The organism is Streptomyces sp. NPDC104202 (assembly GCF_055584185.1).
In genome coordinates, this window is record NZ_JBVJMN010000037.1 from 1 (window position 1) to 19,902 (window position 19,902).

At 69.1% G+C, this 19,902-nt stretch carries 14 protein-coding genes, 1 pseudogene and 2 CRISPR repeat arrays (1 of these 17 only partly in view); of the genes and pseudogenes, 4 read left to right on the forward strand and 11 right to left on the reverse strand.

The features are described 5' to 3' along the window. Window positions 1-78: 78 nt before the first annotated feature. Window positions 79-594, forward strand: coding sequence for a hypothetical protein (locus ACZ60W_RS22870; protein ID WP_469757194.1), 516 nt, complete (start codon window positions 79-81; stop codon window positions 592-594). Window positions 595-768: 174 nt separating this feature from the next. On the opposite strand, the gene ACZ60W_RS22875 is transcribed toward ACZ60W_RS22870, so the two are convergent. From ACZ60W_RS22875 to ACZ60W_RS22885, 3 genes are all read right to left on the reverse strand, one after another. Continuing rightward, window positions 769-2,322, reverse strand: a complete 1,554-nt coding sequence (locus tag ACZ60W_RS22875; RefSeq protein ID WP_469757195.1) for a hypothetical protein — start codon at window positions 2,320-2,322, stop codon at window positions 769-771. 319 nt (window positions 2,323-2,641) lie between these two features. Continuing rightward, entirely contained in the window at window positions 2,642-3,022 is a 381-nt protein-coding gene (locus ACZ60W_RS22880; RefSeq protein ID WP_469757196.1) for a hypothetical protein, read from the reverse strand. Between the two features lie 136 nt (window positions 3,023-3,158). Then, window positions 3,159-4,037 carry a sporulation protein gene (locus tag ACZ60W_RS22885; protein WP_469757197.1) on the reverse strand — a complete coding sequence of 293 codons (879 nt, stop codon included), beginning with the start codon at window positions 4,035-4,037 and terminating at the stop codon, window positions 3,159-3,161. A 448-nt stretch (window positions 4,038-4,485) separates the two neighbouring features. On the opposite strand from ACZ60W_RS22885, the pseudogene istA reads away from it, so the two are divergent. The 3 genes and pseudogenes from istA (at window position 4,486) to ACZ60W_RS22900 (ending at window position 7,791) form a co-directional block, all read left to right on the forward strand. Beyond that, window positions 4,486-6,137 (forward strand): annotated as a pseudogene (istA, locus tag ACZ60W_RS22890) (IS21 family transposase). Beyond that, window positions 6,134-6,931 carry an IS21-like element helper ATPase IstB gene (istB, locus tag ACZ60W_RS22895; RefSeq protein WP_469757198.1) on the forward strand — a complete coding sequence of 266 codons (798 nt, stop codon included), beginning with the start codon at window positions 6,134-6,136 and terminating at the stop codon, window positions 6,929-6,931. Before istA ends, istB begins: the two are co-directional and overlap by 4 nt. An 83-nt stretch (window positions 6,932-7,014) precedes the next feature. Then, entirely contained in the window at window positions 7,015-7,791 is a 777-nt protein-coding gene (locus ACZ60W_RS22900) for a hypothetical protein (protein ID WP_469757199.1), read from the forward strand. A gap of 122 nt (window positions 7,792-7,913) precedes the next feature. Then, a CRISPR array of direct repeats spans window positions 7,914-8,734; the repeat unit is 29 nt; unit sequence GGGACCATCCCCGCGCGGGCGGGGAGCAG. A gap of 109 nt (window positions 8,735-8,843) precedes the next feature. On the opposite strand, the gene cas2e is transcribed toward ACZ60W_RS22900, so the two are convergent. From cas2e to cas3, 8 genes are all read right to left on the reverse strand, one after another. Then, window positions 8,844-9,206 (reverse strand): type I-E CRISPR-associated endoribonuclease Cas2e, encoded by a 363-nt coding sequence (gene cas2e / locus ACZ60W_RS22905; RefSeq protein ID WP_469757200.1) that lies wholly within the window; start codon window positions 9,204-9,206, stop codon window positions 8,844-8,846. Continuing rightward, entirely contained in the window at window positions 9,203-10,192 is a 990-nt protein-coding gene (gene cas1e, locus ACZ60W_RS22910) for a type I-E CRISPR-associated endonuclease Cas1e (RefSeq protein WP_469757201.1), read from the reverse strand. Before cas1e ends, cas2e begins: the two co-directional genes overlap by 4 nt. After that, a complete protein-coding gene (gene cas6e, locus ACZ60W_RS22915; RefSeq protein WP_469757202.1) occupies window positions 10,189-10,968 on the reverse strand; it encodes a type I-E CRISPR-associated protein Cas6/Cse3/CasE in 780 nt (259 codons plus the stop codon). Before cas6e ends, cas1e begins: the two co-directional genes overlap by 4 nt. Beyond that, window positions 10,968-11,747: a type I-E CRISPR-associated protein Cas5/CasD gene (gene cas5e, locus ACZ60W_RS22920; RefSeq protein WP_469757203.1), complete on the reverse strand. Its 780-nt coding sequence runs from the start codon at window positions 11,745-11,747 to the stop codon at window positions 10,968-10,970. The genes cas6e and cas5e overlap by 1 nt, the downstream gene beginning before the upstream one ends. Continuing rightward, window positions 11,744-12,940: a type I-E CRISPR-associated protein Cas7/Cse4/CasC gene (gene cas7e, locus ACZ60W_RS22925; RefSeq protein WP_469757204.1), complete on the reverse strand. Its 1,197-nt coding sequence runs from the start codon at window positions 12,938-12,940 to the stop codon at window positions 11,744-11,746. Before cas7e ends, cas5e begins: the two co-directional genes overlap by 4 nt. A gap of 68 nt (window positions 12,941-13,008) precedes the next feature. Then, on the reverse strand, window positions 13,009-13,656 hold the full coding sequence (casB, locus tag ACZ60W_RS22930) for a type I-E CRISPR-associated protein Cse2/CasB (protein ID WP_469757205.1): 648 nt from the start codon (window positions 13,654-13,656) through the stop codon (window positions 13,009-13,011). After that, the gene (casA, locus tag ACZ60W_RS22935) at window positions 13,653-15,356 is read right to left on the reverse strand and encodes a type I-E CRISPR-associated protein Cse1/CasA (protein ID WP_469757206.1); all 1,704 of its coding nucleotides are present in this window, start codon (window positions 15,354-15,356) and stop codon (window positions 13,653-13,655) included. The genes casB and casA overlap by 4 nt, the downstream gene beginning before the upstream one ends. Continuing rightward, the gene (gene cas3 / locus ACZ60W_RS22940; protein WP_469757207.1) at window positions 15,349-18,198 is read right to left on the reverse strand and encodes a CRISPR-associated helicase Cas3'; all 2,850 of its coding nucleotides are present in this window, start codon (window positions 18,196-18,198) and stop codon (window positions 15,349-15,351) included. The genes casA and cas3 overlap by 8 nt, the downstream gene beginning before the upstream one ends. Before the next feature lie 1,216 nt (window positions 18,199-19,414). Next, window positions 19,415-19,902: direct repeats of the CRISPR family, unit length 29 nt; unit sequence GGGACCATCCCCGCGCGTGCGGGGAGCAG (it continues 2,531 nt past the right edge of the window).

Below are 19,902 nucleotides of genomic sequence, written 5' to 3' on the forward strand. Positions count from 1 at the left end.
GGGTGAGCCGGTGGATCAGGCGTCTGAGTTCGGGAAGGCTCAGCGGGACGAGGTTGGGAAGTGACGGAAAGTGACTGTTTGCTTATCGTGACGGAGGCGGACGAGGAGAAGTCCTCCCCGGGGCGGGAGGCGTCGTTCGCCGCCGTGATCGCGGCCACCTTCGCGCTCGCCGCCCAGCTCCACGACGAGCGCGGAGAGGTGGAAGGCACCCGGGCCGCGCTGGGCGGCGTGGAAGAGGCGATCGTCGACGTCCTCAAAGGCGTGCATTCCCTGCGCGTCACCCATCGGCGACGCGCAGGGGCCGGGCGAAGGGTGAGCGGGTGCGCGGGCCGGGCCGATCAGCCTGCGTGGCGGAGGGCGGTGCAGCGGATGCCATCGGCGGGGTGCCATTTCATCACCGGCTCAACGGCGCGGCCGTGCTCCGCGCAGTGGGGGGTGGGGATGACGCCGCCGCAGGTACGGCGTGTGCAGCGGCACCATGTGATGGGGCGCGAGGTAGGGCGTGCGTGGCGGATGACGCCTCCGGCCTGGCGAGGTGAGGCGGTGATGGCGCTCTTTGAAAACGGCTCTGACGGGAGTTCCGTGAACAACTGAGAAGTTAGGCCTGCGGATCCGTCGGCGGCCAGCCGAATCGAGATCATGTACTGGTTGACTATGCCTCGGCATAGTCAACCCAAGCCCCGCCCGGCGGAGGTGCGTCGCCTCCGCCGAGACGACCTGGGGCAGGCCGGAGCGCCGCAGACTTTCTGCCGTGAGACGCCCTCGAGGTCAGACGGAGCGGCGCCGCCGGACGACCAGCACCACCCCGGCGGCCGTGACCAGCGCCGCTGCGCCCGCGAGCAGCGGGACCGCCGTCGCGCCGGTGTCGGCCAGACCGCCCCCGGCTCCGCCCTGACCGCCGCCCGCGGCCGGGGAGCCAGCAGTACCGGTGCCACTGGACGCGCCCATCGTGCCCGAACCGGCGGTCGCCGCGCCCGACGTTGCCGAGGAGGCGCCGGCCGAAGCGGTGCCGCCCGAGGTCGTCCCGCCGGACGTGCCGGCGGCGCCGGTGATCTCCAGCTTGACCGGGGCGGTGTCGTTCGACGGGTCGGCGTCGGTCACCCCGGTGTCGTGGAGGAGCGTCAGGGTGCCCTCCGCTCCGTCGACCTTCCGGTCGATGCGGGTTCGCAGGAACACGAAGTTGTAGGCGGGACAGACGACCTCCCGGGGGGAGGAGCCGGAGGCGCGGCAGACGTCCTCCTCGGAAGGGTAGGAACCCGGCTCGACCGGTACGGACGAGACGCCCTCCGGCAGAGTCACCCGCGCCGCCTGCCATGCCGGGACATAGGTCGTCACCGTCTCGCCGACCTTTCCCCGGATCGTGAAGCCCTTCGCCGCCACGTCCGCGACGGTCCTGCCGGTGGCGAACGACTGGAAGCCTCCGCCCTTGAGGGTGGAGAGACCCACCGGAGCGAGTCCGAGCGTCCTGCCGTCGCCTCGGGTGAAGGAGGCTTCGTTCCGGTAGTCCACGGAGATGTCACCGCCCAGGGCGCCGAGGGGCTCGATCCAGTACCGGTAGGAACCGGTGGCCTCGGGATCGGCCGTCATCGAGGCATGAAAGGGGCCGTCCGTCGCGTACGCCTGTCCCGGCCCCAGGTCTCCGGGGAACTCGCAGTACACGGTCTGGTCGGAGTAGTAGCAGTTGTCGTAGCGGACGCCGTCGAGCTTCGCGTGCTCGGCCTGGAGACGCAGGAGCACGCCCGGCACCGTCACGCGGCCGCTGTTGCCGAAGGCCGGGACGATCGGCGGCGCGCTGCCGCGCTCGGACTCCGGGATGACGTAGGGCTCGTGCCCGCCCAGGCGGGTCTCGACCCTGCCGACGTAGACCGTCGTGGTCGCGGTGGAAGTGCCCGCGCCGGAGCTGGTGACCTTGGTCGTGACGGTGCCCAGCGCCCCGGTCGGAGCGCCCTTCACCGCGGTCATCCGGAGGCCGTGCTGGCGTGCCCTGCCGTAGACGACGCCTTGGGGGCAGGTGAGGACGAAGTCCTGGCGCGTGCATCCGTGCCCCGGCTCGCTGATGACCACCTTCCCCTTGAGCGAGGAGAGGTCGATTTCCGTCGTGACGCCCTCGGCCCGGCCGATGCCGGACTCCCCGACGGTCGCCGAGAAGTCGATCCAGAAGTTCGCGCCGCCCGTGTCGGGGGCGGACGGCACGAAGAACGAGCGCTCCACGCGCATGTCGAGGCGTACCTGTTCCGCCGCGTCCGCCGGGCCCGTCGCGAACAGGCTCAGCAGGGCCGCCGTACCGGTCGCGACGGACCGCAGTGCCGATCCCCGTCTCATGGATGTACCTCGTCTCGTGGCAGAAGTCCTGACGCGACCAAGACCTCCGGGACGGGACGAGGGTTGTACCTACATCCGGGAGACGTTGGGCTCGTAGACCAGGCGGAGGCCGATCGGCCTGCGGGTCCATTGGAGCTGGGCTATCTCGATCCGCACTTCCTGGCGCCGGAAGAGTCTGGTTTGGTGTGGGATTCGTGGGGCAGACGGGCGGAAGCGTCGTCGTCCGCGGTCATCCCCCCGAGTCGTGGACGACGGCAGCGGCTGATGTGCCGCCTGCGGTACCTCCCCCTCCCGCAGGCGGCACCGCACCATATGAGGGTCAGGCAGAGTTCCGGCGCCGAGCGGCAGTCGTCTTCGCCGGCGTCCTCTTGGCCAGTGCCTTCTTCGCCGCCATCTTGGATGCGGCCTTCTTCTTCGGTGCCGGCATCTCGTGCACGGTGGCCGGCCTGGGACTCTCGCCACGGGATTCCTTCACCTTGGCCACGGACGTCTCCAGCGCGGCCATCAGCTCGGCCACGGGGGCCGCGGCCCTCTCCTCTCCTTCGGGCGCGGCGGGCTCGCGATGCTCGGCCTTCGCGCTGATCACCTCGGTTAGCGCTTCGGTGCAGCGGTCGGTCAAAGCCTCGCCGAGGTCGTCCAGGCAGTCGGCGGCCATGCTCTCCATCAACGCCAGCGCACCCTTGGTCTTCTTTTCGCTCACCTCTGTCTGGTGGCGCCGGCGCGGATCGCGCCGGTCAGCCGGGAGGGCGTCCTGAACTTCGTCCCGGATACGCGGCTGGGCCTTCCGAAGCCGTCCCGGCCGCCTCCGCGCCGGCAGCCGGGACGATTCCTGCCGTTTACGTATCGCGCCACCATCGCGGGCTGTCCAGGTGGTAGTCGACTCGCTCGCGGTCATCGACGGCGGTGTCGGGCAGTGCGGCGACCTCGTCGATCCACTGCCGAGCCTTGGCCGTGAAGTCCACGTCGCCGATCTCGTGGTGGGCGGCGACGTACCGAAGAGCCGGAGGCTTGCCCCACCAGTCCTTCTCCGCCAAGGCGGCCCTTCGCAGGTAGATCTCGGCGCCGACCGCGTTGGAGTGGAGGTACAGCTCCACGCTCCGCGGGTGGGCCGCGTCGGCCGCGGCCAGATGGAACCCCTGTCGGCTGTAGAGGATCTCCCGCTCAGTACGCGGAATGTACTCGGGGTCGACCCACGCGCTGCGGCAGGTGTACCCGACCGCGGCGAAGGCATCGAGGAGGGTCTCGTGCAGGGGTGTCGTCTCGATGCGGACCGTGTCCACGTCCGTGCGGTCCGCGATGCCGTCGGCATCGACCTCCGTGTACAGACCGATCCGCATCCCGGCCAGCGGCAACCCGCGCACCTCGGACACCGGGGTCTCCCACTTCAACCGGTACCGGAGGGGCACCCGGCGCTCTTCGCCCTTCGGGATGGTGAAGAGGCTCGTCACCTCGAAGTGGGCGAGAGTGACGCCGGTGTCCGTGTTGACGTCCGTCGTCGTGCTCTTGGTGACGGCGGCGGAGGCTGCGTTGGCGACCAGGCGCGCGTTGACCGTCCGGATCCGCACGTCGCGGTCGGGCGCGCGCAACACCACCTCGCCACGCAGGATCTCCCCGGGGCGCACCGGTTCGTCCGGGAGGAGTGTGTCGACTTCCAGCGGTATGCCGTCTGCCGCCTTGCCGCCGCTTCCACTGCCGAGCAGTCGCTTGAACACCATGATCCGCACAGTAGCCGCAGCCGGGCCGTCAGAGACTCGCCAGCGGACAACTCCGGGCATCCTCTATGCCGCATTACCACCACAAGCACCTCTTCTCGCCCGTCCTTCTCCGCGCCCTGCCCCGCTCACCCATGCCTGACGGGGTTACGCGGCGGGCAGCACCTCAGCGTCGGCTCCACAGCTGTGAGGCCAGAATCGAGGCTCAATCGCCCAGAAGTCCGATCTCAGGGGCGCGTTTGATCGTCCAGTGCTCCCACGCGTAATCGTCCAAGGAGGGTTCCTTGACCTTGCAGAGGCCATGCATGGCTTTGTTCACGGGTAGCGACAGCAGTTGTTCACGGGTTTGGGAGGCACCCCGATCCACGGTCGGGTGATGTTCACGAGTTTTGACAGCACTGCGTTTCTTGCCAGGGCAGCATCGGGATGCTCCTGGTGAAAGGTGCTGGTCATGCCGCAGATGTCGAAGGTCGAGCTGTATGCGGCGATCCGGCGTGACCACCGTGCTGGTACGTCGATGCGAGCCCTGGAGCGCAAGTACGGGGTGACGTACCGGACGGTGCGGAAGGCGGTGAACTCCGCTTGGCCGGAGCCGCGGAAGAAGCTCCCGCCGCGTGCTACCGCGCTCGATCCGTACAAGTTCGCAATCGACCAGATGCTGCGGGCGGACCTGGATGCGCCGCGCAAGCAGCGGCACACGGTCACGCGGATCTTTCACCGGCTCGTCGAGGAGAACGGTGCTGAGGACGTCTCCTACCAGATGGTCCGACGCTACGTTGCTGACCGGAAGCCCGAGATCCTGGCGGCGTCCGGGAAGGCGCCAGTGGAGGCGTTCGTCCCTCAGTCCCACCAGCCCGGCATGGAGGCTGAGGTCGACTTCGGCGACGTGAAGGTGTTGCTGGCCGGGGAGCTGGTCACCTGCTACCTGTTCTCCTTCCGGCTGTCCTACTCGGGAAAGGCCGTCCACCGCGTCTTCGCCTCCTGCGGCCAGGAGGCGTTCTTCGAAGGCCACGTGCACGCGCTGCAAACGCTGGGCGGCGTCCCGCGGACCAAGGTCCGCTACGACAACCTGAAGTCCGCCGTCGCCCAGGTCCTGGGCCTGAGCCGGGCCAGGGTGGAGACGGACCGCTGGATCGCGTTCCGCTCCCACTTCGGCATCGAGAGTTTCTACTGCCGGCCCGGCATCGAGGGCGCTCACGAGAAGGGCGGGGTCGAGGGGCAGATCGGCTACTTCCGTCGCAACCATTTCACGCCCGTTCCCGAGGTCGCCTCGCTCGCGGAGCTGAACGAACTGGTCGATCAGTGGGACCTCCACGACGGACGCCGACGCATCGGGGCCAGGCCCCGCACGATCGACGAGTACTTCGCCGTTGAACAGCCGCTGTTGGCGCCCCTGCCGGACGAGCCGTTCGAGACCGGCCGGCTGTTCACGCCGCGGGTGGACCGCTACAGCCAGATCACGGTCCGGACCAACCGCTACTCGGTCCCCGTCCGTCTGATCGGAAAGAAGGTCCGGGTCATGCTGCACGCTTCTCACCTGGTTGTTTACGACCAGAACGTGGAAGTGGCCCGGCACGAACGTCTGATCGCCAAGTGCGGAATCCGCCTGGAGCTGGACCACTACCTGGAGGCACTGGTCCGCAAACCGGGCGCCTTCCCCGGCGCTACCGCCCTGGAGCAGGCCCGCTCGGCGGGGAGGTTCACCCCGGTGCATGACGCCTGGTGGGCCGCCGCCCGCAAGGTCCACGGCGAGAGGGACGGCACCCGAGCACTGATCGAAGTGCTGCTGCTGGGCCGGCATATCGCGCACGAACACCTGGTCGCCGGCCTGGCCACGGCCCTGCGGGCTGGAGCTCTGACCGCGCCGTTGCCCTGGAGGCCCGCAAGGCCGCCCAGACCGAGGAAGAACCCACGACCGTCCCCGCCCCGCGCGCTCCGCACCCGACAGGTCAGCCGTCAGCGACCATCACGTCCCTGCACGAGTGGCGGCTCGCGCACCTTCCGCCGGACACCAGGCCGCTGCCCTCGGTGACCCCCTATGACCAGTTGCTCCGCCGCCACCGCGCCAGTGGCGGCAACCACCGTGAGGGAGAAGCCCAGTGACCCTGCCCCGCCAACGGAACATGACCGAGCAGGCCGCCGACGCCGCCATCGACACCGCCTGCCGTCTCCTGCGGCTGCCGACGATCCGGGCCGAGTTCCCCGACATCGCAACAGCGGCCGCCAAGGACCAGATGACCTACCGCGGCTTCCTCGCCGAGCTGCTGATGGCCGAGTGTGACGACCGGGCCCGTCGCCGGTCGGAGAGGCGGATCAAGGCGGCCGGTTTCCCCCGGGAGAAGTCCCTGCGGAGCTTCGACTTCGACGCCAACCCCCACATCGACCCTGCCACCATCCACACCCTCGCCAGCTGCGAGTGGATCAAGAAGAGCCAGCCCCTCTGCCTCATCGGCGACTCCGGCACCGGCAAGTCCCACATGCTCATCGCCCTGGGCACCGAGGCCGCCATGAAGGGCTACCGCGTCCGCTACACCCTCGCCACCAAGCTCGTGAACGAGCTGGTCGAGGCCGCGGACGAGAAGCAGCTGAACAAGACCATCGCCCGCTACGGCCGCGTCGACCTGCTCTGCATCGACGAGCTCGGCTACATGGAACTCGACCGCCACGGCGCCGAGCTGCTGTTCCAGGTGCTGACCGAGCGGGAGGAGAAGAACAGCGTCGCCATCGCCTCGAACGAGTCGTTCGGCGGCTGGACCAAGACCTTCACCGACCCCCGGCTCTGCGCGGCCATCGTCGACCGGCTTACGTTCAACGGCACCATCATCGAGACCGGCAGCGACTCCTACCGCCTCGCCTCCACCCGAGCCCGAGCCGAGGAATCGGCCAAAGCCGGCTGACCGCGGCAGACTCAGGGCCGACTGCCCGCCCCATCCAGGCGACGGGCCGTCGGCCCGAGTCGCTCCAGTAGGCTGCGCTGGCCATGGATACGAACGCCGAACCCGAGCAGACCCGGCACACCACGAACGCTGCTGGTCCGCCGATCCGGCAGCTGTTCCGGGACGTCATTGCCGACCGCATGCAGAGCCCCAGGCCGCCCCAGGCCGCGATGCTGTTCGACGGCGAGGTCGACCCTTGCTGGGACGACCGGAGCTTCCTCGGCGACTTCTATAGCGAGATCCTTCACCAGGACACCTGCCAGCCGACCACCGCTGACGGCCTCGCCCTGGTCACGGCCCTCGCAGTCGACGACCGCATTCCCGCCCGGCACCGGTTCCAAGCCGTCGACCTGCTGTTCAGGGCTGCCACCGTCGCTGAGCGCCATCTTGCCGAGACCTGGCCGGCCACCCCACAGCATGCCGATCCCGACAGCGAGGCCCGGGCCCGCAACGCGGTCCAGGCCCACCTTCCAGCTCTGCTGGCCCGCTGGTCGGCAGAATGCCCAGCGGTTCGCCTCGCCCTCGCCGGACTCGCCGTGGTCTTCCCGACGGACCGCACCCTGCCCGCCTTGACCCCGCGCCTGCAAACGTTCACGCACCAGCACACCCATGGCACCGACATCGGCGACTACGTGCGGTTCGTCCTCGTCCTGGCCACCCAGAATGACGACCAGATCCTCACGGCGACGGAGAAGCTCACTGACGCCTACTGGACGGGAACAGCGCGCGGAGTGCCAGCCCGGCCACGAGCCCTCCACCTCCTCGGCCAGATGCTGACCAAGGTCGGAATCGGACTCACCCGAGCACCCGCCGGGCAGTGACGCACCGCGCGACGCTCGCGCTGCTATTTCTCATGAACATTCACGGGCCTCAAGATCCGCAACTGCTGCCCAAACTGGCGGACAAACGCTGCCCCTAGAAGTGAACGAAGCCAGGCGTGGTTGGGACCATCCCCGCGCGGGCGGGGAGCAGGCGTTCTTCTTGGGTTTCTCTGCGTTGTTTGCGGGACCATCCCCGCGCGGGCGGGGAGCAGCGGTGTCAGATGACGAGGTTCGCGACGGTCACGGGACCATCCCCGCGCGGGCGGGGAGCAGTCACCGGTACGCAGCAGGTTGACCAGGCTGTCGGGACCATCCCCGCGCGGGCGGGGAGCAGTTGGGGTGCGGGTACTTGTCCGTGCCGCTCGTGGGACCATCCCCGCGCGGGCGGGGAGCAGCCGATTTCGTCGCACCACACGAGCGTGCGGCGGGGACCATCCCCGCGCGGGCGGGGAGCAGGGGGGCCGGGTGGCCGCGGCTTGCTGCGCCCGGGACCATCCCCGCGCGGGCGGGGAGCAGCTGGTGAAGATCTGCACCGGGTGCGGATGCGAGGGACCATCCCCGCGCGGGCGGGGAGCAGAAGACCACCACGCCCGCGCCGGCCTACGAGCCGGGACCATCCCCGCGCGGGCGGGGAGCAGAGCCACGCTGCAAGGGGTCCCCGAATGCCCAGGGGACCATCCCCGCGCGGGCGGGGAGCAGCGGTTCGACCTCGTCGACACCCCGGCAGGCGAGGGACCATCCCCGCGCGGGCGGGGAGCAGTCCTGGGTGGCGCGCAGGCCGGAGGTGGTGACGGGACCATCCCCGCGCGGGCGGGGAGCAGCCCCCTGTCTGACGCCGGGAATCCGGCGGCTGGGGACCATCCCCGCGCGGGCGGGGAGCAGTCGGGCGGGTCTTCGTGGCGACCGGCATGGTGGGGACCATCCCCGCGCGGGCGGGGAGCAGACTTCCTGAACTGCGGTTTTACATCGCGCTTTGCCTTGTCTGAACCAGCTTCGCCGAAACCGGCAAATCGCCCGCTAGGCGCATCAGGGATACATCATCGTGCGTGTGCCTACTTGCGTCCGAAGCGGCGTCGTTTGGATGCGTTGCTCCATCCTGGGTTTTCCTTCTTGTTGCTCGTGGGCAGCGGGTTGGTGGCGTTTGCCGCGGGGCGGTGGATGAGGGTCAGGCCCTCATGGTCGATCGGGTTCCAGGCGTGGTCGAAGGTGCGGAAGGTGTAGCCCTGCTCGTTGCTGGTCGTGTGGGCCAGTAGGGCTCTGCCCTGGCCGGCGTATTGCTGGACCTCGTTCCACAGGACGTCCCTGATCCTGGCGGATGGGTTGCCGATGAAGACGCCGGCGGAGATTTCCAGGAGCCAGCGGGTGAGGAAACCTCTCAGGCCGGCCGGGCAGTTGGTCAGGACGATCACGGTCACCAGGTCAGCGCCATTTCCTCGTAGCGGTCTTCCGCTCCGTCTGCGTCACCGTAGTTGCGTCCTGCCGCCACTCGCGTGCCGCTGTCGCTCTGGAGCGTGACGATGTCCTGCGCGCCCTCGAGGTCCGCGGTCCCAGTGTCGTCGGTGCCGAGGAGGAGCCGCTTGATGTCGCTGACGCATCGGTCCAGCAGTGATGTCTCGTGGATCCGGTCGCGCAGTGCGCGGCGTGTGCGGGAGGCGACGTCTTCGTCGCCTTCGGCGGCCACGTCGAGGGCGAGGGGGATGGCGAGGCCGGTTTTGTAGAGGTCGGCGATGTCCAGGACGAAGGAGAGTTCGTGGCCCGAGTGAACGAAGCTGAGGGCGGGGCTGCAGCCCAGGGAGGTGACGACGGCGTGGGCGAAGCCGTACATGCACTGGGCTGCTGCGGTGATGGCCTGGTTGACCGCGTCGCCGGCGGCGAAGTCGCCGGGGATGTATTTGCGGCCGTGCCAGGGGACGCCGGTGCGGGTGGCTTCGGCTCGGTAGCACTCTTTGACGCGGTCGCCTTCGTGGCCGAGGAGTTCGCGGCGGGTCAGGCCGGCCGGGTCTTCGTCGGGGAAGCGCAGCTGGTACATGGCGCGGGCCACAGCCAGGCGTGAGCGCTGGTTGGCCCACTGGACGGCCTGGGCTTCGGCGAGGGCGGCGGAGCGGGTCAGGGCCCGTCCGCTGGCGTAGCAGCGCACGCCGTGCTCCCCTACCAAGGCCACGGCGGCGCCGGTTTCGCCCAGGACGCTCATGGCCTGGTGCGTCACGCGGGTGCCGGGGCCGAGCAGCAGTGTGCCGATGGTCGCGGAGGGAATGTGGGTGACGCCGTCGGCGTCCGTGGCGGTGATGGCGTTGGCGTCCCGGTGGACCGTGCAGCGCTCCAGGTAGAGGAAGGACACGCGCTCGCCGGCGCGGGTCAGCTCACGCGGGGTGAGTGCGCGGCGCTGGGAGACCGTGGTCAACGGAGCGTTCCCGGTGAAAGCGGTGCCAGGGTCATCAGTCCGCAGCCGTATGCCTTGGCCTTGCCGATGCCTTGGGTGAGGGTGCGACGCATGAGTGCGGGATCGGTGACTTCGAGACGGCCGTCGAAGGTGGCGGTGACGAGGGTGACCGGCTTGCCTCGTTTCGTGCCGGAGGCGCGGGTCTTGTCGAAGGCGTGGGAGCGGTGGTCGCGGACGATCACTTCGTAGCGGTCGCCGTGGTGTTCGCGCCCTTGATGGGTGGTTCCTGCGGGCAGCAGGCGCTTGTCCTTGGGCTTTTCGAGGATGCGGAATCCGCCGCGCTCCTGCCGGGTTTCGTCCAGCAGCCAGCCCATCTGGTGGTAGGCGGTCAGGTGGGCGGTCCGCTTGCGCGGCTCGTCGTCGGTGCGGCGGATGTGGTGCACCGGGTTGGCTGTCAGACGGAACTCCCACTGGCCTCCTTGGGCCAGGCGGTCCAGGAGGGGGGTGTAGGAGCGGGTCTGCCAGCCGGGGCCGTCGACGATGGCTGTCGGCCATCCGGCCTGTTCGACCAGGTGGGTGAGGTCGGGGGCGGTGGGGCTGACGAGGAAGAGGAACACTTCGGCCGGTGCGTTGTGGTCCAGGCGCCACAGCACCCGGGGGGTGTCAGGGGTGGGCTGGTCGGTGGGCAGCAGAGCGGGAAAGGAAGCCATGACGGCGGCGTGCATGGCCTGCCGTGAGGACAGCAGGCGGCGGGCGCCGGTGCGGGCGGTGTTGAGCCGGAAGCGGGTCAGGTACATCAGTCGCTCACTTCCGCCACGGCGGCCATCGGATCGTGCTGGTGGGGCACGCGCGGGCCGGGGGCCGAGCGGGCGTGCTGGTGGAGGTCTGCGGTCCTTCGCGGGGTGGGGTGGGCGTGGGGGTTGGGGGCCTGGACGTCACGTCGCGCTGTGGCGCGCAGGGCGTGGCGGCGGTGTTCGGAGGCGAAGCTGATGGGCTGGTCACGGATGAGGTCCGCGGCCGGGTCGTCTGCGGGCGTCTCGTAGAGGGCGGTGAGGGGCACGGTGGGCTTGTTGTTCTGGCGCCTGGCGTACCACCGGGAGGCTTGCCACGGCTCGGTGTTCAGGGCTTCGTGGAGGTTTTTCTTCGGGTGGAGGCTCAGTTCGACGGGGTGGGCCGGGGGGCAGGAGCGTCGGCCGAGGAAGGGTGGATACACCGGTGCTTTCAGTGCGGTGTGCAGGTCGGCGAGGATGTCGTGGTCGCCCTCGAGTGCGGCGACGAAGACGGCGTCGGCGAGGTAGAACCGTTCGGACAGTGGCATCGCCTTGTCGGTGTCGCCGTGGTGGGCGGTCTGGAAGTCGCGGATTCGCGTGCCGGGCTGGTCGATCCGCACGGCGAAGCGCAGGGCCGCGAGGAGCGCCAGCTGCTGGTCGTCGCCTCGCTGGATGCCTTTCGCTGCGGCGAGGAGGCCGATGACGCCGCTTTTGGTCGGGGCGGCCTCGGTGGTGCGGCGGGCGAACCGGGCCGCGGCCCCCCACGACTGCAGAGGGCCGGCGAGCTTGAGGGTCAGCACACTCATGCGGGCGTCTCCAGGTGCTCCGCGACAGCCTGGCCGACGGCCGCGACCAGCTCGCTCAGCGTCTGGGTCTGGGTGCCGATGCCGCTGAGCTGCTGGGTGTTGGGGCCGACGCGCAGGACCCAGGTGAGGGTCGTGGAGTCGTTCCCGTATGCCTTCTCGATGTCCGGGATGTAGTGGGCGAGACGCTCGACGGCTGTGCGGAGGTGGCCGCCCTGCCCGCTGGGTACCGGTTCTTCGAAGGCGGAGACGAAGCTGAAGGGGCGGGTGGTGCGGAGCTTGACGATCACGGCGTCGGGCAGGGTGTGATGGCCGAAGGTGTTGATCTTGCCTTGGGGCAGGGAGTGGATGAACCCGTTGACGAAGGCTTCGACGGCCCGGCGCACCGGTGTCGTGTGCGGCTCGTCCTCCTGCAGTCCCTGTCCGAGGTTTTCGGCCAGCTGACCGATGCCCAGGGCGGCGTAGCGGTACAGGGTGGCAGAGTTGAACTCGACGGTTCCGATCATGCCGGCGCCGGGTTCGTCCTCCTCGTTGCGGTCGTCGACGGCCGTGAAGTAGTCCGATTCGTTGTCGACCTTGTGAACGCTGATGGCGTGGGCGACCTGGACGGCGGCGTCGACGTTGATGTCGGTGACGTCGGCGACCATGCGGCCAAAAAGCGCGATGTCGACGGAGTGGCGGGTGTCGGCCAGCCGCTTGGCTCGGGCCTTGTTCTCCTTGTCCTTGAAGAACGCCTTGGCGTCGGTAGCGCCCTCCACGGCGAGCGCGGCCAGGCCGTCCAGCTGGCGGGAGCTGAGGAAAAGCAGGTACTTGGCTTCGGGCAGGGGGTCGGGGCCGCCGTTCTTCGCCGCGCTCTCCGCCTTGCGCTTGGGCACCGCGATCTGCAGACCGGCGGCCTGGACGACGTCTGCGGCGAGCGCTTCGGCCTGTTCGCCCTTGAGGGATGTCTCCAGGGACCCGATCCGGTCGGCCAGTACCTCGACGATCTTCTTGGTGCGGACACCGAGCTCGCTGGGGTCCAGCAGCTGCCTGTCCTCGAAGTACTCCCGCGTGGCGCGCTTCCAGGCCTGGCTGGACACGCGGGCGCGCGGCACTCCTCCATAGACGGCGGTCTTGGGGGCGCCGGTGTCGTCCCGGTTGAGGTTGCTGGGCGGGACGGTCTGCAGCGCGTGTACGTCCAGGAAGAGCTGGTTCACGAAACGTCCTTGTCAGTGAGTCGAGAGGGGGTCGGGGCGGCGTGAGCAGTGGTGGCCTTGGCCTTGGCTCAACCGGTCTGCGGCTGCTGGGCCGTCTTGTCGTCCTTCTCGCGCCAGGCGTGGAAGGAGCGGCCCCAGGCGGTGCGGACCGCGTCAGCACCACCGGGCCACTGCCACTGGTAGAGCTGGCCGGCGAGCTGGGCGTAGTCCAGCGGCACGTCGGCACGGCGCAGGAGCAGGACGATGTCGCGCAGTCGCTTGGCAAGGGTGGGCAGGTCGGATGCTTTGCCTGCCTGTACGAGGCGCTTGAGCAGCGTGTCGTCGATCTCGCCGGCCGGCATCAGGCGCCGCACCGCGGCGCCCAGGCCCCGGGGCGAGCCGTTCTTGTTCGGCTGGTGGACGCCTGTGCTGCGTGACTGCTGGTGCAGAGCCCACAGGGTGAAGGCCATGAGCAGGGCTTCTTCGGCCCGCTCCAGCTCCGCTTCCCTCAGAGGGCGTGCCTGGGGGTGGGCGTGTTGCAGGGCGTCGAGGTCGATCAGGTCCCACAGGTCGAATACCTGCGTCGCGCTCTTACCCGCTTCGCGGCTGAGGCGGGCGCGGGCGGCGACGGCCTTGGACTGGTCGGTGGTGTAGCCGCGCTGCCAGGCGCTGATGCGCTGATGGGCAAAGTCGGAGACCAGTTGGTGCACCGGCAGCAGGGTCGTGGTGGTGGTCATGATGCATGCACCTCTGAAGGAATCTCCTGCGCCGCGGCCGGGTCGGACGGGCTGTCGGACGGGGAAGTCTGGCCAAGGCAGGTGCGAAGGCGTGCGGTGAACCATCGTTCGGCCAGGGCGGAGTTGAGCCAGAGGCTGCCTTGTCTGGAGGCGATGGTGCGGCCCGCCCAGGCGAGGTCTCCCGCGTCGGCCACCAGCTGCCGACCGAGTCGCAGGACGATCTCGTAGGCCGTCTTTTGCCATGCCAGGCGCTGCTCGTGGGGGTCGTCGGCCAAGCCCAGGGCGGCAAGCCACGTCCGGTAGGGGCCCTCGAGCTCGGCGAAGGCGCGGTCGCGGGCGGTGTCACGGCGGCCTTCGTTCTCCGAGCCGGCCGCACGTTCCAGGTCGCTCGCCAGGTCGCCGAGCGTCTTGACCGCCTCGTCGGCGTCGCCGGCCGCGTCGATGGCCTGCTGTGCGTACTCGCGGTCCTGCTGATCCAGCAGGACCACGTCCATCGTCAGATGGTCATCGACCACTTCGTCGACGACGGACTGCTGCGTGCCGTAGACGGTGGCGATGACCCTGGCTCGCACGAGGAAGCCGCGGCGCAGCTTCCGGCTGGTCACCAGGCGGGCGACCCATTCGAGGATGCCCGGTCGCAAGGACACAAGGACACCGTCCGGGCTTTTTTTCGCCTGCTGGCGGTCGGCGACCAAGGAGGCGACTCCCCGCCATGCCGAACGGGCGGGATCGTGCTCGCGCGGCAGGTAGATCGGGGCCTTGCTGCCGTGTTTCTTCTCCTGTGCCTGGCTGCGGCGCCAGGCCGTCATCGGCTCGTGCGGATGCATGTCGCGCGCGGGAAGCGGATCGCCATAGCCTAAGACGACGCCGTGGACGCCGTCGGGATCGGCGTGCAGCCGCAGGCGTCGGCTCTGCCAGGTGTACAGGTCGCGCAGCCCGGTCACGGCACGCTGCGCGCCCCCGGGCCCGGTCGGCTCCCGTCTCCACGCCGGCCGGTCGTCCGCGACGGAGGCGAGCCCCGGGGTGTCTGCGGCGATGAGGTTGAGCAGCAGCGTCTCGCGCAGATCACGCCCTTCGACGAACACCCCGCCCAGGTTCCCGGCCCAGCCCACGCCCAGGGGATAGACCTTTCCGCCCTTGGCGCGCTCGTCTCCGACGACACCGCTCTTGATGCCGGAGGTGTCATAGGCGTGGGCGTGCACCACCCATCTGGCGGCTTGCGCAAAGCTGAGCCGTTCGACGCCCCGGGGGCGTGCGGAGAAGAACGGCTCGCCGTTGGGCACGTCCGCCACGATCCGGTTGAGCGAAGAGATTTCGTCCTTCGCCGTTCTCAGCCCGGCGGTCTGGAAGAACGGCGCCTGAGCGTCCAGAAGGTCGAACCTGTCGTGGTGGAGGTCGAGGTAGTCCCCCACGGGCGCGAAGCACTCCGTGTCGCCCCACAGCCGTGCCCAGTGCTCGATGTCTCTCGGACCGTCCAGGGCGTCATGAGCAAGGGCCAGGAGCAGCCGCAGCAGAGCGAACTCCTGCGTGGGCAGATCACCGGCGAGTCTGCGGATGCCGGCCGCGTGCGCGAAGACGTCACGTAACGAAAGTTCGTGCTCCTGGCCGCTGTGCTGGAGCACCTTGATCCACGGGCGGTCCGTCAGGTCGAACGACAGCGGGCTCACGCCCGCCTGGCTCGTCCCACTGGTCTCAGACACGGGTCACCTCAAGTCCCTCGGTCTTGGAGTACCGGAGCGAGAAGCCTGCCAGCTGGGTCTGACACTCCTCGTCCAGAGCGAGAATCAGCTGGCCGGCGAGCCAGGGACTGTCCTTGGACTGCCAGGCCGGTACATACAGTTCCTCCAGCTCGGCAATCGCCCGGGCCATCACCTCCTGGTAGGAGAACTGCACCGGCAGCCGCACGGCGCACGCCGCCGCCGTCCTCGCGGCCAGCCGCTGCGGTACCTGATCCCACGGCAGTGCCAGTGCGCCCAACGCTCTGCCCCGCCGGTCCTCACCCAGCCAGGGCACGGTGGTCATCGTCCCGTCGCCGCGCCGTTGAACGACGACGACCTCCAGTGCGTCGCGGGTGTCACGAACCTGCGCCCGCCCCTCAGGAGTGTCATCCGCCTCCCCCACGCCGGCGGCCACCCAACCGATGAGCGGCTGGCCGGCCTTGCGTACCTCCTCCAGACGGTAGGTCGCCGCACGCCTGGCCTGGTCGGCGCAGTACGCCTCATGTCCGGCCCGAGCCTGGTCCATCGCCTCCGCCCATCCCTCGGGCGGGATCTGCCCGGCGGCGTAGGCGCCCTGTACCAGCGGGCTGATGTCCTGCGGCAGACGGACCAGGGCAGGGGCCTGGCCCTGCAGGTGCGGGAGCAGGACCGCGGCCGAGCGCAAGAGGAGATATTTTCCGTACACGGTGGCCGAACCCCGCACCGGTTCGGGTACCGCTCCTGTCCAGTCGGCTCCGGTCACCAGACACCGTGGCTCGCGCAGACCAGCGGGACGCTCCGCCTGACCCTCGCCGCGCGGGTGGCGGTGCAGCCGCCCCATACGCTGCAACAACAGGTCCACCGGGCACAGGTCGGTGACCAGGAGGTCGAAGTCGACATCCAGGGACTGCTCGGCGACCTGGCTCGCCACCACAATGTGCCGGCCCTGGGGACGGCCGGTCGCCTCGCCCGGCGGCCCGAACCTTCGCAGAAGGTCCTTGTCGTTGAGCGCACGGTCCAGGTCGAGGAAGCGTGCGTGTGCCACGGTGACGTCGGCGTCGCCGAACCTCTCCCGCAGCGCCCGTGCCGTCTCCAGGACCCGGGTCACGGTGTTGCGTACCACCAGCACGCACCCGCCGTCGCGCAGCTCCTCCTCCAGCCTGTCCGCAAGAACCTCCAGAGCGTCATCGATGCGCTCCAGGCGTACGGACATGCCGCGGCCCGACGCACCGGGGCGCCGCATGAGGGGAGCGTGACCGACGGCCACCGCCGTGAGCAGGGGATACTCCCCCGCTGCCGCGACAGCCTCAAACTCCTCCCGGCACCCCTCCTCACCCGCACCCGCACCTGTATCCGCCTTCGCGCCTGGGCCTGGGCCTGGACCGGCGTAGGCCTCGACGAGCTGTTGGCGGCGGGCCGCGGGAAGAGTCGCCGACAAGATCACCACCGGTACCCGATAGGCACCCAGCCACGACAGGACACGGTCGAGATAGACACTCATGTAGGTGTCGTAGGCGTGCGCCTCGTCGATGACGACGACCTTGCCCGCGACCGCCAGATGCCTCAGCGCCAGATGCTTGCTCTTCAGCCCGGCAAAAAGAAGCTGGTCCACCGTCCCGGCCACGAACGACGACAGCATCGCCTTCTTCCGGCCCCGCAGCCACACGTGCGCGACGAGTTCCGCCGCAGCCTCCCGCACCCCCGGCACCGGCCGGCGGGCCTCCGGCTCGGCATCCAGGTCCACCGCTGCGACGTTGCCGGCCCCCTTCATCAAGTCGGTGAACTCATCGTTCAAAGCAGCCTTGGAATGGGCCAGCAGCACCGAATGACGGCCCCCCTCCAACGACGGCAGCCTCTCCAGCCACTTCAACAGCCGGGGAAACATCGCATTGCCGGTCGCCATGGTCGGCAACGCGAAAAACACCCCGCCGGCTCCGGAGCGGGCGGCGAAGATCTCCGCCACCGCCAGCGCAGCCTCCGTCTTGCCCTCCCCCATCGGCGCCTCGATCACCATCAACCCCGGCGCCGCCATCGACCTGGCCAACTCCACCGCAGCCCCCTGCACCGGACGCACCCCGGCACCCTCAGGCAGCATGAACCGGGAGCCGAACAACTCCTGCACCTCCGCGGGCGGCTCCGTAGGCCGCCACGGCGCCGGCAGATCCAGCCCCCGCCACGCGGCCACCGCACGCTCAGCACTACTGCGCGGCACATCCTGCGGAAAGTACGGGAACAGCTCCGGGTTACTCGCGATCCAGTCCGCGACGATCACCAGCGCGGTCACCAGCACCTGCACCGGCTGCGGCAGCCGCACCGCCTTCCACAACTCCAGCCGGTCGCGCACACCGAACTCCTCCGCACACGCCTCCAACAGCTCCCCCTGCACCCGCCGCCACAACGACCGGCTCGGCCCAGTCGAGCGCAACAGATGCCCACGGTTGTCCAACGCACTGATCTGCCCGTGCTCGGGCGGCACACCGTGATGGCCGCCCACGACAACCGCAAACTGATCACACTGTTCAGGCGCCCAGCCACAGGCCTCTTCCAGCCACTCCCCCAACAACACCTGACTGGCCAGAGCATGCGGCGCCAACCTGCGATCAGGCCCCATCTCCCGCAACGACCGCATCGCCAGGCCCACATCCCGCATCCCGTCGGCCAATACCTCGACCTGACAAGCAAACGCCGGCGTCGCCTTCCCCACGTCATGCACCCCGGCCAGCCACCTCACCAACCGCCGCCCGTCCACTTCCCCGCCGGGCAGAACCTCACCAATCAACCGTCGGACCTGCGCGGGAACCCACTCATCCCACAACAACCCCGCCACAGCCGCACTGTCATCCATGTGCTGCCACAACGGCAGCCACCCATCCGAATCCCGATCATGCTTCCCCCACACCGCAAGAACCGGACCCACAAGCCTGCCCCGAAGACCTAACCGGCCCTCCCCCACATCAGCCATGACAGATACATACACGGCAACCGGGAACGCGATGCCCCGAACAAGACAAGAAGCCAAACCACCTGCCGAGTTATACGAAAATCACACACACCAGAAATCAACGACGTATCATAGGAAAATTTCCACCCAGGCCCTACTTGCGGGTAGCGTGCGGGCCCACCACGCGAGAGGGGACGCCGAGCATGAAGGAACTACCCCCAACCGCAGGAGAGCGAGAGCCCCGAAACCGACCCATCGGGCTATCGACGGCGCACCGGCCGGCTCCAGCGGGAGCGCCACCATGCGAGTCGGTGCTCGGAGTCCTGCGGGAAGACCGATTGAAGGCCGGCGAGGATGACACCGAGCGCCAGGCAGGCAAAAGCAAGTCCGGCAAGCCACCAAGGGGCACCTGTCAAAGCCAGGGCCAGACCGCCGACACCAGGAGCAACGACGCACACCAACGGCCGGTTCGAATGAGCCATGCAGAACTTCCCCCTGAGATGTGCGTACACAAGCCGTTGCCGAAATGACACAGGTCAAGTCCAGCCCCTACTCCGCTACGTCCAGCAGAACGGAACGCAGAGCAGGCAAGACAACGGCGAGCCCAACAGCCCGACTCGGTGCCAAGCAACCGTCCCGACGTAATTGAGGACCAAACCCCTCAGCCGCCACGGCGACCCGCCACCGAAACCGGATTCGACACTGCTCCACGTTCACCCCGTCTCGTCCACCGTGGACAGCCAGCTCACTCAACGGCAGGGGGAGCCAGAAGACACGCCCAATCAAGGAACACCACACAGAAAGAGGGAGATCCTCCGGCCTTGCCGGCATAACCTCGACCACGAGCAAGCCGTTAAGCCCCACGGACGCCCACACCGCTCCCCAAACCCACGGGGATGGCCCCACCACCCAGAAAGAACCCACCATGCTCCCCGCCACGCCGGGGATAGGGCCGACAAGACACAGTCGGCCAGCCCACACGGAAGCAACTCACCACCCCAACCACAAGGCCGCTTATCAAATCCGCAAAACCAGAGCGCCACCGGCACAGCGGGGGCGGTACCAGGCCCCCCGCATCCGAGGAGCAGCGCCCAGACGCGGCCAGCCTGCGGTTCGGGATGGGACCATCCCCGCGCATGCGGGGAGCAGTCGAACCGTCCGCTGTCCCGGCAGGTGGATCTGGGACCATCCCCGCGCGTGCGGGGAGCAGTCGGAGAAGGGACCGAACTGCACCAAGTCCGTGGGACCATCCCCGCGCGTGCGGGGAGCAGACGGCGCCCCTGGACGTGCCGGTCTGGTACCGGGGACCATCCCCGCGCGTGCGGGGAGCAGCCGTCGAGGGTGTACTCGGAATCGAGCAGGCCGGGACCATCCCCGCGCGTGCGGGGAGCAGTTGCCCTCGCCCTGCTGGGGGCGGCCGACGGTGGGACCATCCCCGCCGGAGCGGGAAGCAGGAGTCGGCGATGTTCCGGGCGATGCCCAGCACGGGACCATCCCCATGGGCGCGGGGAGCAAGCGGACAGATCTCCGGTCTGGAGTTTCTTCGGGAGACCATCCCCGCGCGTGCGGGGAGCAGATCACGGTGGCGGTCGTCTTCACCATGCCCTC

Bases quoted from the DNA above. Each gene is read 5' to 3' on its own strand.
- ACZ60W_RS22875 (WP_469757195.1), bottom strand. From the start codon at position 2,322: ATGAGACGGGGATCGGCACTGCGGTCCGTCGCGACCGGTACGGCGGCC.
- ACZ60W_RS22885 (WP_469757197.1), bottom strand. From the start codon at position 4,037: ATGGTGTTCAAGCGACTGCTCGGCAGTGGAAGCGGCGGCAAGGCGGCA.
- ACZ60W_RS22900 (WP_469757199.1), top strand. From the start codon at position 7,015: ATGGATACGAACGCCGAACCCGAGCAGACCCGGCACACCACGAACGCT.
- cas6e (WP_469757202.1), bottom strand. From the start codon at position 10,968: ATGTACCTGACCCGCTTCCGGCTCAACACCGCCCGCACCGGCGCCCGC.
- cas5e (WP_469757203.1), bottom strand. From the start codon at position 11,747: ATGAGTGTGCTGACCCTCAAGCTCGCCGGCCCTCTGCAGTCGTGGGGG.
- casB (WP_469757205.1), bottom strand. From the start codon at position 13,656: ATGACCACCACCACGACCCTGCTGCCGGTGCACCAACTGGTCTCCGAC.
- cas3 (WP_469757207.1), bottom strand. From the start codon at position 18,198: ATGGATGACAGTGCGGCTGTGGCGGGGTTGTTGTGGGATGAGTGGGTT.